The 16,005-nt window shown below is 67.2% G+C and carries 10 protein-coding genes; 9 read left to right on the top strand and 1 reads right to left on the bottom strand.

Features of this window, described 5'->3' with window-relative positions:
- Window positions 1-252 precede the first annotated feature (252 nt).
- The 8 genes from BM136_RS22330 to recQ all read left to right on the top strand — a co-directional run bounded on the left by BM136_RS22330 (window position 253) and on the right by recQ (window position 13,618).
- On the top strand, window positions 253-2,109 hold the full coding sequence (locus BM136_RS22330; RefSeq protein WP_092975854.1) for a DUF2138 domain-containing protein: 1,857 nt from the start codon (window positions 253-255) through the stop codon (window positions 2,107-2,109).
- Window positions 2,106-2,810, top strand: a complete 705-nt coding sequence (locus tag BM136_RS22325) for a DUF1175 domain-containing protein (RefSeq protein WP_092975851.1) — start codon at window positions 2,106-2,108, stop codon at window positions 2,808-2,810. Before BM136_RS22330 ends, BM136_RS22325 begins: the two co-directional genes overlap by 4 nt.
- 8 nt (window positions 2,811-2,818) lie before the next feature.
- On the top strand, window positions 2,819-7,603 hold the full coding sequence (locus tag BM136_RS22320; protein ID WP_092975848.1) for an alpha-2-macroglobulin family protein: 4,785 nt from the start codon (window positions 2,819-2,821) through the stop codon (window positions 7,601-7,603).
- Between the two features lie 7 nt (window positions 7,604-7,610).
- On the top strand, window positions 7,611-9,341 hold the full coding sequence (locus BM136_RS22315) for a YfaQ family protein (protein WP_092975845.1): 1,731 nt from the start codon (window positions 7,611-7,613) through the stop codon (window positions 9,339-9,341).
- Window positions 9,342-9,349: 8 nt separating this feature from the next.
- Window positions 9,350-10,141 carry a YfaP family protein gene (locus tag BM136_RS22310; protein WP_254775734.1) on the top strand — a complete coding sequence of 264 codons (792 nt, stop codon included), beginning with the start codon at window positions 9,350-9,352 and terminating at the stop codon, window positions 10,139-10,141.
- Window positions 10,142-10,151: 10 nt separating this feature from the next.
- Entirely contained in the window at window positions 10,152-10,994 is an 843-nt protein-coding gene (locus tag BM136_RS22305) for a YfaP family protein (RefSeq protein WP_092975904.1), read from the top strand.
- A gap of 7 nt (window positions 10,995-11,001) precedes the next feature.
- A complete protein-coding gene (locus tag BM136_RS22300) occupies window positions 11,002-11,592 on the top strand; it encodes a class I SAM-dependent methyltransferase (RefSeq protein ID WP_092975839.1) in 591 nt (196 codons plus the stop codon).
- 112 nt (window positions 11,593-11,704) lie between these two features.
- Window positions 11,705-13,618: a DNA helicase RecQ gene (gene recQ / locus BM136_RS22295; RefSeq protein WP_092975836.1), complete on the top strand. Its 1,914-nt coding sequence runs from the start codon at window positions 11,705-11,707 to the stop codon at window positions 13,616-13,618.
- On the opposite strand, the gene BM136_RS22290 is transcribed toward recQ, so the two are convergent.
- Window positions 13,615-14,535, bottom strand: a complete 921-nt coding sequence (locus BM136_RS22290; RefSeq protein WP_092975833.1) for a LysR family transcriptional regulator — start codon at window positions 14,533-14,535, stop codon at window positions 13,615-13,617. The genes recQ and BM136_RS22290 overlap by 4 nt on opposite strands.
- A 99-nt stretch (window positions 14,536-14,634) precedes the next feature.
- On the opposite strand from BM136_RS22290, the gene BM136_RS22285 reads away from it, so the two are divergent.
- Complete coding sequence (locus tag BM136_RS22285) at window positions 14,635-15,894, top strand: MFS transporter (RefSeq protein WP_092975831.1); 1,260 nt, start codon at window positions 14,635-14,637, stop codon at window positions 15,892-15,894.
- Window positions 15,895-16,005: the final 111 nt, after the last annotated feature.

Raw genomic sequence — 16,005 nt, 5'->3', positions numbered from 1 at the left:
AAGCAACACCATCAAAGCCCGGCCATGTGCCGGGCTTTTTTTTGCCCGCGTTCTTCTCCAGCGCTGTGTGCAGACATCAAAAACAACACCGGCGTCGCCCGATTCGTATTTTCTTGAGACGTTAACCCGCCTTAACATGCCAACCGCTATGATTTCGCGGTTATAGACCGGCACTTTTACAATCTGCGCGCCCTCCAGCGGAGCAGGTTCCAGCAAGTCGCCGGCCCCTCCAGTCTTGCCGACGATTCCTCCATGAAGCTCACACGCAAGCAGATCGCCGTTGGTGCGGTCGCCCTGGTCGTTGCCGGCGCGGCGGTGGTGCAGATGGTCTGGCACCCGTTTGGCCGCACACGCGCGCTGCACGCCCGCCAGGTCCAGCTCGACCTGACATATCCCGATGCCCTGATCGACAGCCAAAGCCTGTCGCAACTGCCGCGCGACGTGCTGCGCGTGCCGCTGCTGCGCGATGTGCTGACCGAAGATTTCGTCGCTTATTACGAAGGCAACGAAGACCGGCTCTCGGTGGCCGGTGCGCTGCGCCGCCTTGCGTACGAGCAGAAGCTCGACCTGGCCGAGACGGTGCTCAAGCACGTGTTTGACGAGCCCGCCCGCGTGATGCTGTGGCGTGGCCCGGACGACAAGCTGCGCTATTGGGTGCTCTCGATGCAGCGCAACGGCTTGGCCAAGGCGCTCGAAGCCGTGGCCACCGTGGCGACGAGCGACGCGCAGCTCAGCAAGGTCGCCGATGGGCTGGGCGATTCGGGCGCGCCGGTCTATGCGCTCAGGCTTTCGGCCACGCGTTCGATCCTGATTGCCAGCAAGGGCGACCGGCTGATCGCGCTGTCCGAGCCGGGCATGCTGCTGGACAAGGACGGCAAGCCGATTTCCAAGCAGGCGAACGCGCTGGCGGCCCTGTTCTCCGACGATGCTGGCAAGCGCAATGTGCAAGGCACGGCGTACGCGCTGCCCGCGCAGGAGCCGACGGGCCATCACGTTGTGGTGAGCGCCAACTATCTGTCGTTCGGTTATCAGCAATACTTCCCCGGCATTGAAGCGCTGCGTTTCGACTTCGGTTCGGCCAAGGACGGCGCGGGCAACGGCTGGCAGAGCGCCGCGCTCATCGACCCGACCCGGCTTTCTGCCAAGTGGGACAACGCCGGCCTGTGGCGTGCGCTGCCGTCTGATCCTGCTGCGTGCGCGACGCTGCCGGTCGACTGGAAAGCCGCCGGCACGCTGTTGAAGTCCGTGGCCGGCGACGCCAAGGAGATCAGCGAAGCCGCCGCGCATGTCGGCGATGCATTTGCGGGGCCGGCGGCAGCATGCTGGTACGGCAAATCGTCGCTGGTGGCGCCGTTGTTCGTGGCGAAGCTGTCGTCGGCGTCGCAGGCCGAGGCGGTCAAGCCGGCCATGGCAGCACTGTTTGGCCAGATCGTCGGTTCGTATGAAACCAAGGCGCAGTCCGACGACAAGTCCGGTCCGTACAAGCGCCTGCCGGTGACGACAAAGCAAGGGCCCGCCAATGCCACGCTGTGGCAGCGCCCGGTCAGCGCGCGCTACGGTACCGCGCAATCGGCGGGAGCACCGTTTGCGGCGCAACTGTCGGCCGATCGCTACTTCCCGGTCACGCTGGCCATTGCGGGCGATGTGGTCGTGTTCTCGCCGGACGCGCGTCTCGTCGAAGACGCCCTGGCGGTGCTCGCCAAGCGCTTCCCCGCCGTGGCCGATAGCTTGCCGAAGGACAAGACCGATCGCATCGTCCTGACGATGACGCCCGCATCGCTCGCACCGCTCGTCCGCCGCGAAGCCGGTGCCGCGCTGCCGGCCGACCAGGAAGCGGTGTTCCTGAACGCCGCGCAGACGCATCTGTTTCCGAAGCTCAAGGCGTTGTCGCGGTATGCGCCGGTGTCACTGGCGTTGGATGGCGGTGTGCCGTCGTCGCGTGGCTGGGTGCCGGTGACGTGGCTCTCCAGCGGACGCGGTCTGCCTGCCGGTGGAGACGGAACGCCGCCGCCGGCTGACGCAACGGCAGCGCAAGCCCCTGCGGCGAATGCGCCGACCACAGCGGCTGCGGCGGCCGCCTCCGAAGACAACACCAGCACGCAGCAATGACGTTGCGCGCCCAGGCCGCCGCGTTGAACCGCCGCCGTTGGTTGACGGCGGCGAGCGCCTGCCTGCTCGCTCCGTCTGTACATGCGCTGTCGGGCTGGGCCGACACGGCTCCGGCGGATGCCGATGCCCTTACTGCGGACCAATCCAGCGTGTTCCGGGCGTGGTTCGTCCGCATCGTCAACGAGCAGCTTCGCCAAGGCCCCACCCCGCGCTGGACACACCGCGACTGTGCCGGCCTCGTGCGCTTTGCCGCCGGCGAGGCGCTGCGCACGCACGACGCCCGGTGGCTGCGCGCCAACGGCATGCGCGACGCGGAATCCGCACGACAACTCCCGCCCGAACTGAATCTCACGCCTGCCCAGCGCACGCTCACGCAGCGGTGGACGCGCTTCGATGGCAGCACCGGGGCGTATGTCTCGGCGCTTGGGCTCATCCAGCAGAACAGCCGCTTCATCGCCAAGGATGTCAACCAGGCACTCCCGGGCGATCTGCTCTTCTTCGATCAAGGCGACGACCAGCATCTGATGATCTGGATGGATCGCTACATCGCTTACCACACCGGCACCGTCACCCGCACCGACAACGGCCTGCGCGCGGTCCCGGTTTCTGAACTGATGCAATGGAAAGACTCGCGCTGGCAGCCGCAGAGCGGCAACCCCAACTTCATCGGCGTGTTTCGTCTGGCCTTTTTGACACGGTAGAAAAACTCATGCGCAACCGTTGGCTGTCGTTCAATCTCGTTGCCGCCGTCTGCGTGACGGTGCTGGCGTTGGTCGCTTCGGTGCCGACAGCGCACGCGGCCGATGCGCCGGAAGCGCCGAACCCAACGCTGTTCGACGTGCCGGGCAGCGGCTACGAGCCGATCAAAGGGCAGCCGTTCTTCCTTTTGTCGGATGCGAGCTACGGCACCGATCAGGAAGCGCTGGTCCGCCTCGAAGCCCCGGGTCGCGAATACAAGGACGAACTCTCCCGCTACGGCGGCGCAGACATCCTCGTCTACCGCGTGCCGCAGCCGCTGGAATTTCTGAAGGCGCAGAAGAACCTGCACCGCATCGACGTCAAGGCCAACTACACGGGCGAAGGCCTGGCCAACACGCTGGCCTATCTGTGGGACAACTGGACGCGCCAAGCCCGCCGTGCCTGGCAACGCGTGTTGTCGTTCGCCACACGCAGCAAGGCCGTGGAGACCGCGCCGCAGTTCAGCATGGGCGACCAGATGACCGCGCCCACGCGCTTCTCGAACAACCCGCAGTACGCGCCGCTCAAGGGCTACGAGCTGCTGGGCCGATTCCGCTACCCGATCTGGGATGCCAAGCCGATCGCGCCGCCCAAGGACGTGAAGCTCGAAGGCAGCAGCAGCGAATGGATGCCGCAGAACGCCGGCAACGTGATGATTCCGGTCGGCAAGCTGCCGGCCGGCCTGTACATCGTTGAAGCGGTGATTGGCGCGTACCGTGCGCACACGCTGCTGTTCGTGTCGGACACCGTGGCCGTCACCAAGGGCACTTCGCAGGGAATGATGGTGTGGACGGCCGAGCGCAAGAGCGGCAAGCCGGTCAGCGGTGCATCGGTGAACTGGACCGACGGCGTAGGCGTGCTCGCTTCGGGCACCACCGAAGCCGACGGCACGGCCGACCTGCGCCACGTCTCGCCCGAACGCAGCTACGTGATCGGCAACGACCGCGCGGGCGGCGTGTTCATCTCCGAGAATTTCTATTACGACAGCGAGATCTACAACACCAAGCTGTACGCCTTCACCGATCGCCCGCTGTATCGCCCCGGCGACGAAGTGAGCGTCAAGTTCATCGGCCGCAACTTCAAGAACGCGACCGAATCGACCGTGCCGGCGGCTGGGGACATCAAGCTGCAAGTGCTCGACCCGAATGGTGCGCCGGTGGCCACGTCGACCACGCGCCTGACGGGCGAGGCGGGCGCCGATGCGCGCTTTACGCTGCCGTCCAACGCACCGGCCGGCGGCTACTCGCTGCGCTTCGACTACAACGGCGGCACATATGGCGGCGCCTTCCGCGTGGCCGAATACATCAAGCCGCACTTTGACGTGAACCTCTCGCTGGACAAGGCCAGCTACGGCACGGGCGAAGCGGTCAAGGGCAAGATCAGCCTGCGCTATCCGGATGGCAAGCCGGTCAAGAACGGCAAGGTATCGGTCAGTCTGCGCGCGCAACAGGTGACGATGGTGGAGGGCGAGCTGCGTTACGCGGGCCTGTTCCCCGTCAAGCTGGAGCAGCAGGAGCTGACCACCGATGGGGACGGCAACGCCAAGCTGGAACTGCCCGCCGCCAAGGAACCGAGCCGCTACGTCGTGACCGTGTTTGCCAACGATGGCGCAGCGTACCGCGTGAAGGTCACGCGCGAACTGCTGATCGCACGTGGCGCCACGCCGTACAAGCTGTCGACCACGTCGAACTTCACCACGCCGGGGCAGAACGTCTCGTTCACGCTCACGCCGATGCCGGTTGTGGGTGGCACAAGCGGAGCCAGCGCTCCGCCCGCCAAGTGGGATCTGGTGCGCCTGGAAACGCGCACGCGCACCGAAGGCACGCTCGCGCCGGATGCCAAGGGCAACGCCACGTTCCCGGTCAAGTTTGACCAGCCGGGTTCGTACACGCTGTCGGTGCGCGATGCCGCCGGCAACCTGCTTGCTGCGTCGAGCCACTGGGTGGCAGGCGATGGCGTGCAGACTGTGCCGGGCAATATCGAAATGGTGTTCGACCGCGATCGCTACCAGATTGGCGACACGGCCGAAGCGCTGATCACGTTCCCGCTGCCGGTGGACGATGCGCTGCTCACGCTCGAACGCGACAAGGTCGAGCGCCACGCGCTGCTCACGCGCGGCGGCGAATGGCTGAGCCTGCAGAAGGTTACACCGTCGCAATACCGCGCGCGCATCAAGATCGGCGCGGAGTTCGCGCCCAACATGACGTTCTCGGTGCTGTACGTGCGCGACGGCGACATGGTGTTCCAGAACGCCGGCATTGTCGTCACACAACCGACGCTGGACCTGGGCGTGCATGCGGACAAGGCCGTCTACGCGCCGGGCGAGACCGTCACGCTGGACTTGACCAGCGCGCTGGCGGGCAAGCCTGTGCCGGCCAACCTGACCGTGTCTGTGGTCGACGAAATGATCTACGTGCTGCAGCCAGAGGTGGCGCCCAGCATCGTCGACTTCTTCTATCACCCGCGCCGCAACAGCGTGCGCACCACGTCGAGCCAGAGTTTCATCAGCTACGACCTGGCGCTCGCCTCGCTGCCGGGTAAGCCAGGCGGCACGTATGGCCGTCACAACGAGCGCGGCGTAAAGGTGCTGGAGCGGCCGCGCCGCGATGAGAAGGACACCGCTGCCTGGGTCGCCAACCTGCAGACCGGCGCCGATGGCCGCGCCCGCATGACCTTCAAGATGCCGGATTCGCTGGCGCGCTGGCGCATCACCGTGCGCGCCGTGTCGACCACCGGCGCATCGGACGGCATCGTTGGCCAGCGCACGGCGAGCATCCGCTCCGACAAGCCGCTGTACCTGAAATGGACGGGCCCGCAACGCTTCCGCGAAAACGATCAGCCGCGCCTGGACATGGTGGCCTTCAACCAGACCGACAAGGACATCACCGCCGACTGGATCGTCTCGGGCGCTGGCCTGAACATCAACCAGCGCGTGACGCTCAAGCGCGGCGCCAACTACCTGCGCGCACCCGTCACGGCGCTGCAGGCGGGTGTCGTGAATGCCGAGCTGAAGCAGGACGACAAGGTTTCGGACCGTCTGCAAACCACGCTCAAGCTGGACGCAACGGGCTGGCTGGCCGACCGTGAAAACGTCGTCCCGCTCACGCAGTTGCAGGGCACGCACCTGCCGCTTGGCCTGCCGGCCGATGCGCGCGACGTGCGCCTGCGCGTGGTCGGCAACACGGCCAGCCAGTTTGCTCGTGTGGCGGATGACCTGATCGAATATCCGTATGGGTGCGCGGAGCAAACCGCCAGCCGCCTGATCCCGCTGGCACTGGCCCAACAGAGTCTGGCGGCCACTGGCACGCGCCTGGGCGACGGCGGCCCGGCCGGCACCCAGGGCGTCGACGCGCTGCTGCGCACGCAACGCCAGCGTCTGGCACTGCTGGCGGGCACCAACGGCACCTTCGGCTGGTGGGGCGAACTGACTACCAGCAGCGCGCTGATCACGTCGTATGCGTATTACGCGGATTGGCTTGCCAGCCGTTCGGTCGGCATCAGCCTGCCGGCAGACAACTGGAAGCAAGTGCTCGAAGCCTACAAGCGCACCAGCCAGAACGAGCCGCTGCTGCACCGCGCGCTGGCGCTGTGGTTTGCCAACGAGATGGGCTTGCCGGTGGCGACGCCGCTCTCAGGCGTGGCGAACGAGCTTGCGCCCAGCGGCGGCAAGGCGGCCAAGGCCTCAGCCGACGCCGACCCCGCCGCGGGCGACAGCCTGATCTTCGTGGCGCCGGATTCGCCGCGTGGCCGCCAGGTGGCGACGGTGCTGACGGCACAGCTGATGCGCCAAGTCGGCCAGCCGGTGCCGGAAGCGCTTGTCTCTGCTGACATTGCTGCCCGCAATGCGCTGGCCGCCGACACCTCGCCGCTGGTGCAAAGCCTTCTGCTGATGGGCGGCGGGCGCTCGGCTACCGACCCGGCACCACTGCTGGCCCGCACCAGCGCCGCCATGCCGACGATGGATCGCGCTGTCGCGCTGGTCTGGCTGCAGAAGGGTCTGGGCGGGCTGCAAGGCGCGAGCGTTGCCGCCATCCAACCGGCTGTTTCGGCTGGTGGCTGGCAGGCGACGCGCTCTCCGGTCGGTGTGCCGACATGGCGCTGGACCGGCGCGCAAGTGCCCGCCGCGCTGGATCTGACGGCGGCTCCGACCGACGTGACCACGCAATCGGCCATCGTGTCGTACCGCAGCCGCGCGGCCGAGGCCTCCAAGCTGCCGATCACGGTGGAGCGCAAGCTGTACCGTCTTGAGCCGATCGACAGCGCGCCCGCCAAGGCCGATCCGAAGGCGCCTAAGCAGCCGGCGGCCGACGCTACCAGCAGCGGCATCGCCTTTACCGCTAAACCGGTCAAGCCGGGCGACACGCTCGACAGCAATGCACTCTACGTCGACGAGGTGGTGCTGACGCCGCGCCAGGGCACGTATCGTTACGGCCTGGTCGAAGTGCCGCTGCCGCCGGGCGCCGAAGTGGAGGCCACCACGTGGGGCATCCAGATCGACGGCCTGAAGGGCGAGCCGAACGAAGGCAACGGCGCGCAGGCGTTCGAGCGCAAGGCCGCTTACGAAATGGGCCAGCTCTCGTACAACCAGCCGGTGCCCGCCCTGGAGCGCCCGACCGTGCTGCGCCAGTTGGTGCGCTTCTCGCTACCGGGCCGCTTTGCGTTGCCGCCGGTGCGCTACTTCCGCATGTACCAGCCGGAAGCCAAGGCGTTCCAGGGCGACGGCAAGACGGCCAGCTATCCGTTCAAGGTGGAGTGATCTGGCGATGCCTTCCCGCCTGCTCGCGCGTGGTGTGCTGACCGGCCTGTTCTGGGCTGCCGGCGCCTGCGTGCTTGCCGGGCAGGCTGGGCACGCCATCGCCGCGCCGGTTGGCCAGCCCGTTCCGCAGCTGCGATATGCCGCTTTGCAAGGCGACGAAGCCAAGCTCTGGCAATTCGGCGCTGACCCGGCCGGCGGTATGCCGCAAGCCACCGCCTTGCCGCGCGACGCCGAAACACCGCTCGGCAGCGTCTGGAAGCTCTTCGTCTACAGCTACCTCGTCTCGCGCCGCATCAGCACGCCCGACTACACGTGCCACGGCAACGACGCCGAAGAGGTCTACTGCTGCACCGCCGGCAACAGCATCGACCGCGAGCGCGCGCTCATCCAGTCGTGCGGACGCTATTTCGAACCGGCGCGTCTCGGGCTGGACCGCGCGGATTGGCGCCGCTTCTGGCAGCATGCAGGATCGCCCGCATGGTTGCGCGATCTGCGCGCCATGCAACCGACGCATCGCGTGCCGGTCGCCGATCTGCTCACCGCGTTGCGCACCGTCCCGGCCGATGGGCGCGAGACCGCGGCGCAAACGCTCGTTTCCGTGCTGACCGTCGGGCGTGGCGAGGGCACGGTGTCGGACTTCGGCGGCCTGCTGCGCGCCAAGACGTGGACGATGCCCGACCCGCAGCGCCCCGGCGCGTCGATCGGCGGTGCCGCCGGCTGGCTGGCCGACGGCACGCCCGTGTGGCTGGGCGGTGCCGGGTCGAGCAACCAGGTGCTGGCCGCCGCCGCACCGCGCCTTACGCCGTTGATCGAGCAGACGCCTGTGCCCGACGACGATGCCTGTGTCGTGGTGGATTTCTTTGCGCGTTATCCGATTCGTGAGGTGCGCGACGTCAGCGGCAAGCCGGTCACCGCCGGTAGCCTGGAAGGCCGCTACGCCGTGCGCTTCGCCAACGGCAACACGCTGCCCATTGAGAGCAAGGGCGAGTTGACGCTCGCGCGCCAGAACAACACGCCGGTCATCACTGGCCGCCTGGGCATGAACGACTACGTGGCGCGCGTGGTCGAGCGCGAAGGCGAACTCGCCGAGCCGCAGGCCGCTCGCGCGTTGGCCGTAGCGGCGCGCAGCTACCTCGTGCAGCACGCCTCGCGCGACAAGGGCTGCTACCGCATCGCAGACAGTTCGCGCACGCAGCGCGTGCTGCCGCGTCTGCCGTTGGCCGCTGCCCGCAACGCAGCCGAATTTACCGACACGCTGGTATTGACAGGCCAGCCCGTGCAGTACCACAGCACCATCAGCGCGCGCGGCCAGATGAGCTGGACCGCCGCGCGCGCCGCTGCTCAACGTGGCCAGGGGTTCGACGCCATCCTCGCGCAGTGGTGGCCGCAGGCGACGCTCACGTCGTTCCAGAGCCCGGTGGCGGGGGATTGCTCTCCGGTGGCGGGTGCGCAGCAGTGGCTGCAGGCGCGCGCGCCAGGTTGGTCGGCGCGTTTGGCTGCCGAGCCCGGTTACGAGACACCGCCGCTGCCCGCTGTGTGCGTCGTGCACGAAGGTCGGCCCTACGCAGACGCGCGCCGAAACCGCCTCTACGTGCACCGGCTCGCGACCGAAGAAGACCGCATCGCGCTGACACACGAATATCTGCACCTCGCTTTTGCGCGGCACCCGCGCGGGCAGGACGAACAGTTTGTCGAGGCGATGGCGCGTCGCCTGATCCGAGGGGAGGGTTTGCTGTGAAGAGTGGGATGACGCGCTTGGCGCTGGGCACTGTTGCGGTGCTGCTGGCCGCTTCGGCGCTGGCTGAGCCGGTGGCTGATCTGGAAGGACCGATCGGCGGCTGGCGCAACAGCAAGCTGACCAACGAGCTGGAGCAATACACCGCGGCGTATCCAAAACCGCCCGTGGACCGCGGCGCGCAAAAGTACCGCACGCTCATCGCCGGACGCATTCGCGCGGCCGGCAAGCAGCGCCGCCCGCCAGTGCTCGTCGTCAACGGTAACGCGATGCCGCTGTATGGCGATGGCGAAGGCCGCTTCGCGCGCCCGTGGGCGTTCGGCCCGGGCTCGAACAGCGTCGAAATCGTCAGCCCCGACGGCCAGTCGCGCCAACGCCTGCAGTTCTACGAGGCCGACACCACCAAGACGTCGGCCAAGCTGCGCGCCATCCTCACGTGGGACGACCCGCGCGCCGAGGTCGACATGCATGTCGTTTCGCCGATTGGCGATCATGCGTTCTGGGCGCAGCCGCTGCTGTCCGACGGCGGCGGGCTCGACGTGGACAGCGTCGACGGCGCCGGCCCGGAGATCTTCTCGACCGCCGCGCCGCGTCCTGGCGTGTGGCTGTTCTACGTGAACTACTGGGGCAACTTCAACGCCGGCGGCTACAACTTCGACGAAAAGGCGCACGACCGCGATCTCATCACCGCGCAACTGACGCTGATCTATAACGAGAACACGCCCAACGAGCGGCGCGAGTTCGTCAGCGTGCCGCTGCGCAAGATCGGCGAGCTGGCGCTGATGAAATCGATCCGCTTCTGACGTGACGCACATGATGCCTTCCACTTTCCGTCTCGCCGCTGCCATTGCACTGGCCACGTTTGCGGCCGCTGGCGGCGTGCTTGCGCAAACCGACGCCGGGAATATCGAGATCACCGCGCCGCTCAACGGCTTGCGCAATTCGGCTGGCGACGAATCCCGCTACACGCAGGACGTGCATTACCCGGCGGTGTCGGTGTCGACGCCGCAAGGGCAGGGCATCGCGTCGATGATCGCCGGGCGCATCCGCAACCAGCCGAAGGCGGCCGCAGCAACCGACGAAAACAAGCCGCGCCGCCGCCGTGGCGCCGACGGCTCGTCGGTCGGTACGCTGATCGTCAACGGCGTGGCCATGCCGCAACGCATCGAGGCCGACGGCACGTTTTCGCGTCCGTACGCATTTGGCGCGGGCAGCAACAGCGTCGAGGTGCGCAGCGCGCGCGGCGACGCCAAGCGCGTGCAGTTCTACGACAGCTACTCCGGCAAGCAGCGTCCGCGTTTGCGCGTGGTCCTGTCGTGGGACACCGACGGCACCGATCTCGACCTGCATGTCATTTCGCCCGACGGACAGCACGCCTGGTACGGCAACCGCGTGGTCGAAAACGGCGGCGCGCTCGACGTGGACGTCACCACCGGCTATGGTCCGGAAATCTATTCGAACCCGGCCCCCGTGCCCGGCACGTATCTCGTCTATGTGAATTACTACGGCAGCGGCAATGACCGCAGCGCGATCACGACCGCCACCGTCACCATCATCACCGACGAGAACACGCCATCCGAGCGCCAGCAGACGTTTGTCGTGCCGATGCGCAAGGCCGGCGATCTGACGCTGCTACGCAGTTTCACAATGAAATAGGATCTCCATGGACACGCAGACCGTTGCCGCCTACGACGCGCTCGCCGAAACCTTCGCGCAGGAGTGGCGCGACCAGCCTGCGCCTGAAGATCTGTACGCGCTGCTGCGCCGCGAGTTCAAGGCAGGCGGCGCCACCGCCGACATCGGCTGCGGCGCAGGGCGCGAGGTGGCGTGGCTCAATGCCAACGGTTATCCGGCGGTCGGTTACGACGCGTCTGCCGCGCTGCTGGAAGCGGCACGCGAGCAATATCCGGGGCTGTCGTTCCGGCAAGCGCTCTTGCCCGAATTGGTCGGCATTGCCGAAGGCGCGTTCGACAACGTCATCTGCGAGACCGTCATCATGCATTTGCCGCCCGAACAGATTGGTGCGTCGGTGGAGCGCCTGGTGTCGCTGCTGCGCCCGGAGGGCACGCTGTACCTGAGCTGGCGCGTCACGCCTGAGGCTGATCAGCGCGATGGGCGCGGCCGGTTGTTCACGTCGTTCGATGCGGCGCCCGTGCGCGAGGCGCTGGCCGGCACCGAGCTGGTTTTCGACGAAGCGGCTGTCAGTCAGTCGTCGGGGCGCACGATCCATCGCATCGTTGCGCGCAAGGTCTGATCGCGGCGTTTCCGACAATCCGACTGTCCTGATTGACCACCCCTCGGCGGGGTTTGTCACAATAGCGGTTTCGCCCAGCCCGCGCGTGACACCGCGCGCACCCGCCGCCCCGATGTACGACTCCCCCGCCATAGACCACGCGCTGCAGGCGCTGCCCGAAGACACCGCCGCCGCCACGCATGCGGTGCTGCACGATGTGTTCGGCTACAGCGCCTTCCGCGGCCCGCAGGCGGAGATCGTCACCCATGTGGCAGACGGCGGCGATTGCCTCGTGCTGATGCCCACCGGCGGCGGCAAATCCCTCTGCTACCAGATTCCGGCGCTCGTGCGGCACCGGCGCGGGCAGGGCGCCGGCATCGTCGTGTCGCCGCTGATCGCGCTGATGCAGGATCAGGTGGCGGCGTTGGAAGAGGCCGGCGTGCGCGCCGCGTATCTCAACTCCGCGCTGACGGGCGCCGAGGCCGCGCAGGTCGAGCGGGATCTGGCGGCAGGCCGGCTGGATCTCGTCTATGTCGCGCCCGAGCGGCTGATGACGCCGCGCTTCCTCGACTTGCTTGAGCGATCGCGCATCGGCCTGTTCGCTATCGACGAAGCGCACTGCGTGTCGCAATGGGGGCACGATTTCCGGCCGGAATACATCCAGCTTTCTGTGCTGCACGAGCGCTTCCCGCACGTGCCGCGCATTGCGCTCACCGCCACGGCCGACGCCGTCACGCGTGACGAGATCGTCGAACGGCTGGCGTTGACCGACGCGCGCGTTTTCCTCTCCAGCTTCGACCGCCCGAACATCCGCTACACCATCGTCGAGAAGGACAGCGCGCGTCAGCAACTGCTGCGCTTCATCCGTGCCGAACACATGGACGGCGACACCTGCGACGCCGGCATCGTCTACTGCCTGTCGCGCAAGAAGGTGGAAGAGACCGCGCAGTGGCTTGCCGAGCAGGGCATCCGCGCGCTGCCGTATCACGCCGGGATGGACTCTGAAGTGCGCGCCCGCCATCAGGCGATCTTCCGCAAGGAGGAGGGCGTCGTGATGGTGGCGACCATCGCTTTTGGCATGGGCATCGACAAGCCCGACGTGCGTTTCGTTGCGCATCTGGATTTGCCGAAGAGCCTGGAAGGCTATTACCAGGAAACCGGTCGCGCTGGCCGCGACGGCATGCCGGCCAACGCGTGGATGGCATATGGCCTGGCCGACGTCGTGCAGCAGCGCCGCATGATCGACGAGTCCGACGCGGACGATGCGCACAAGCGCGTATCAACCGCCAAGCTCGAAGCGCTGCTCGGCCTGTGCGAAGCCGCAAGCTGCCGCCGTGTGGCGCTGCTCGCGTACTTTGGTGAAAGCAGCCAGCCGTGCGGCAACTGCGATACCTGCCTGACGCCGCCGCAAACCTGGGACGCCACGCGTGAGGCGCAGATGGCGCTGTCCTGCGCATACCGCGTGCAGCAGGCCAGTCGCGTGAGCTTTGGCGCTGGCCAGCTCATCGATATCCTGCGCGGCAATGCGACCGAGCGCATCAAACAGTGGCACCACGAGACGCTCTCCACCTTCGGCATCGGCAGCGATTTGTCAGAAGCCGCGTGGCGCGGCGTGTTCCGACAGCTGGTCGCGCAGGGTTTGTTTGCAGTGGATCACGGCGGCCACGGCGCGCTCATCCTGACCGACGCCGCGCGCCCCGTGCTCAAGGGCGCGCAGTCGGTGATCCTGCGCCGTCAGGCCGAGAAGGTGCGCGGCGCGTCGTCATCGTCGACGAAGAAGGAGCGTCGCGCCGATCCGGCCGCTGAGCTTTCCGCCGAGGCGCAGGTGCGTTGGCAGGCGTTGCGGGCCTGGCGTACGCAGGCCGCGCGTGAGCACAGCGTGCCCGCATATGTGATTTTTCACGACGCCACACTCGCGCGCATTGCCGAGACCGATCCGGATTCGCGCGAGGCGCTCGGCGAGCTGCCGGGCATTGGCATGGCAAAACTGGACCGCTACGGCCAGGCGCTGCTCGACGTGCTGGAGAAATGCCGCGAGCAGGCTTAAGCGGACGGCGGCAATGGACCCATCACGCCGCTGCTGCGGATATGGTCACTCAGGAAATCGACAAACGCCCGTACCTTCGGCAGCAGATGCACGCGCTGCGTGAACACGGCGTGCAGGGGCACCTCGCGCGCTGTGTAGTTCGTCAGCACCGCCTGCAGCCGGCCGGCGGCAATATCGTCGCGCACGAGATACGCCGGCCCCAGCGACACGCCCAGCCCTGAACGCGCTGCCTCGCGCAGCACGAGGCTGTTGTTGGCCAGCATCGAGCCATTTACATGAGCGATATGGCGCTGGCCGGCTGCGTCCGTCAGCACCCAGTCGTGCGGTCCGTCGTAATTGGCGTAGACGAGGCAGTTGTGATTGCGCAAATCCTCCGGCGATTGCGGAATCCCCCGCTCGCGAAAATACGACGGCGAGCCGTAGATGGCGTGCGCGCAACTCGCCAGTCGCCGCGCCACCAGCGAAGAATCCTCCAGCATGCCGATGCGGATCGCCACGTCGATGCGCCCGGCGACAAGATCCGCGTAGCGATCGTTCATGTCCAGATCGATCTGCACGGCGGGGTAGCGCGCCTGGAATGCGCCCAGCAGCGGTGCCAGCAATGTCACCGCAAACGAGGCCGGCGCCGACACCCGCAACGTGCCGCGCGCCTCATCGCGCAAGGCGCTCACGGCCTGCTCCGCAGCATCGACGAGCGCCAGACCCTCGCGGCTTTTCTCGAAGAACGCCGCGCCCGCTTCGGTGAGCGACAGGCGCCGCGTTGTCCGTTGCAGCAGACGTGTCTGAAGCCGAGCCTCCAGCCGCGCCAGCGCCTTGCTGATCACACCGCGCGACATGCCCATTGCATCTGCCGCCGCCGACAAGCTACCGCGCTCCACCACCTGCACGAAGATCATCACGTCAGAGAGTCGATCCATATTTGCGCACTTGCGGAAACAATATTGCGCCAGAGGCTACCTTAATCTGCGCGAATCGGCTGGCTACGATGGGCGCTCCCATCCCTCGCCCTGTTCATCATGACTACCGAAGCTCCTGCCGTTACCGTGTCCAACCCGCCAGTTGCCGACCGGCTGCCCCGCGGCGCCACACCGTTGTTTGCCGCCGCCGTCGGGCTCATCGTCATCAACCTGTTCGGCATCCAGCCGCTCGTTGCCGAGATCGCTGCGAGCATCGGTTGGACCACGGCCGCCACCGGGCTGCTGGTGACCGCCACGCTCGTCGGCTACGGCATCGGCCTGTTGCTGCTGATGCCGCTGACCGATCTGCAGGACAACCGCGCGCTCGCCTCGCGCACGCTTTGGGGCGCGGTGGCTTCGCTGGCGCTGACCACGGTTGCGCAGAGCGGCCAAGTGCTGATGCTGGCCGCCTTTGCCATTGGCCTGACGTCGACGGTCATTCAGATGCTGATCGCGCTGGCGGGGCGCCTCGCCGCAGACCACCGGCGCGGCCGCGTGCTCGGCGACATCATGATCGGCCTGAACCTGGGCATCCTGCTGTCACGCCCGGCGGCCAGCCTGATCGCGGCGCAATGGGGCTGGCGCGCGTTCTACGGCGCATCTGCGGTGGCGATTGCCGTGCTGGCCGTCCTTCTGCCGCGCGTGATGCCGACCTTCGTGCCGCCGCGTGCGCTGTCGTACGGCGCGCTGCTCAAGTCGTATGGCCATCTTCTGCGCAGCGAACCGGTATTGCGTCGCCGCGCCGCCACGCAAGCTTTGCTGATGGCGGCCTTCACGCTGTTCTGGACCGCTGTTGCATTGCGGCTGGCGGCAGCGCCGTTCCTCCTTACCCAGAACGGCATCGGCATCTTTGCGCTGTGCGGCGCGGCCGGCGTCGTGGCGGCACCCATCGCCGGACGGCTGGCCGATCGCGGCTTGGTGCGCGTTGGCACGCTGCTCGCGCATGGCAGCGCGGCGACGGGTCTGCTGTTGGCGCTGGCTTCGGCGCTGCTGCCGGGCTTGAGCGTCCCCGTCATGTTGACCATGCTGGCCGCCGCAGCGTTGTTGCTGGACTTCGGTGCCATCGGCGACCAGGCGCTCGGCCGCTACATGGTGAACACCCTGTCACCGGAGATTCGCGGGCGCGTGAATGGTCTGTACACCGGCGCGTTCTTCTTTGGTGCAGCTGCAGGCGGTGGACTGGCCGGCGTGGCTTGGGCGAGCGCGGGCTGGATCGGCGTATCCGTTCTGGCGCTTGGGTTTGTGGCGACGGCCGCACTCGTCTTTGTTTGGCCTGCGCGTGCTTCGCGTGCCATCGGCGCCACACCGCGCCGCTGCTGATTGCCTGCGCGCGTCGCCAGAGAGGCGGCGCGCTTGACGCTTGCAAGGCGGGCCGCTATAGTGCCAGATTCGAGTTTTTGGCTTCTGGTTTCGCGCGTCCATGCCCGGCAA

This window comes from Ralstonia sp. NFACC01 (genome assembly GCF_900115545.1).
GTDB classification, from domain to species: domain Bacteria; phylum Pseudomonadota; class Gammaproteobacteria; order Burkholderiales; family Burkholderiaceae; genus Ralstonia; species Ralstonia mojiangensis.
This window is presented reverse-complemented; position numbering and strand designations above follow the sequence as displayed.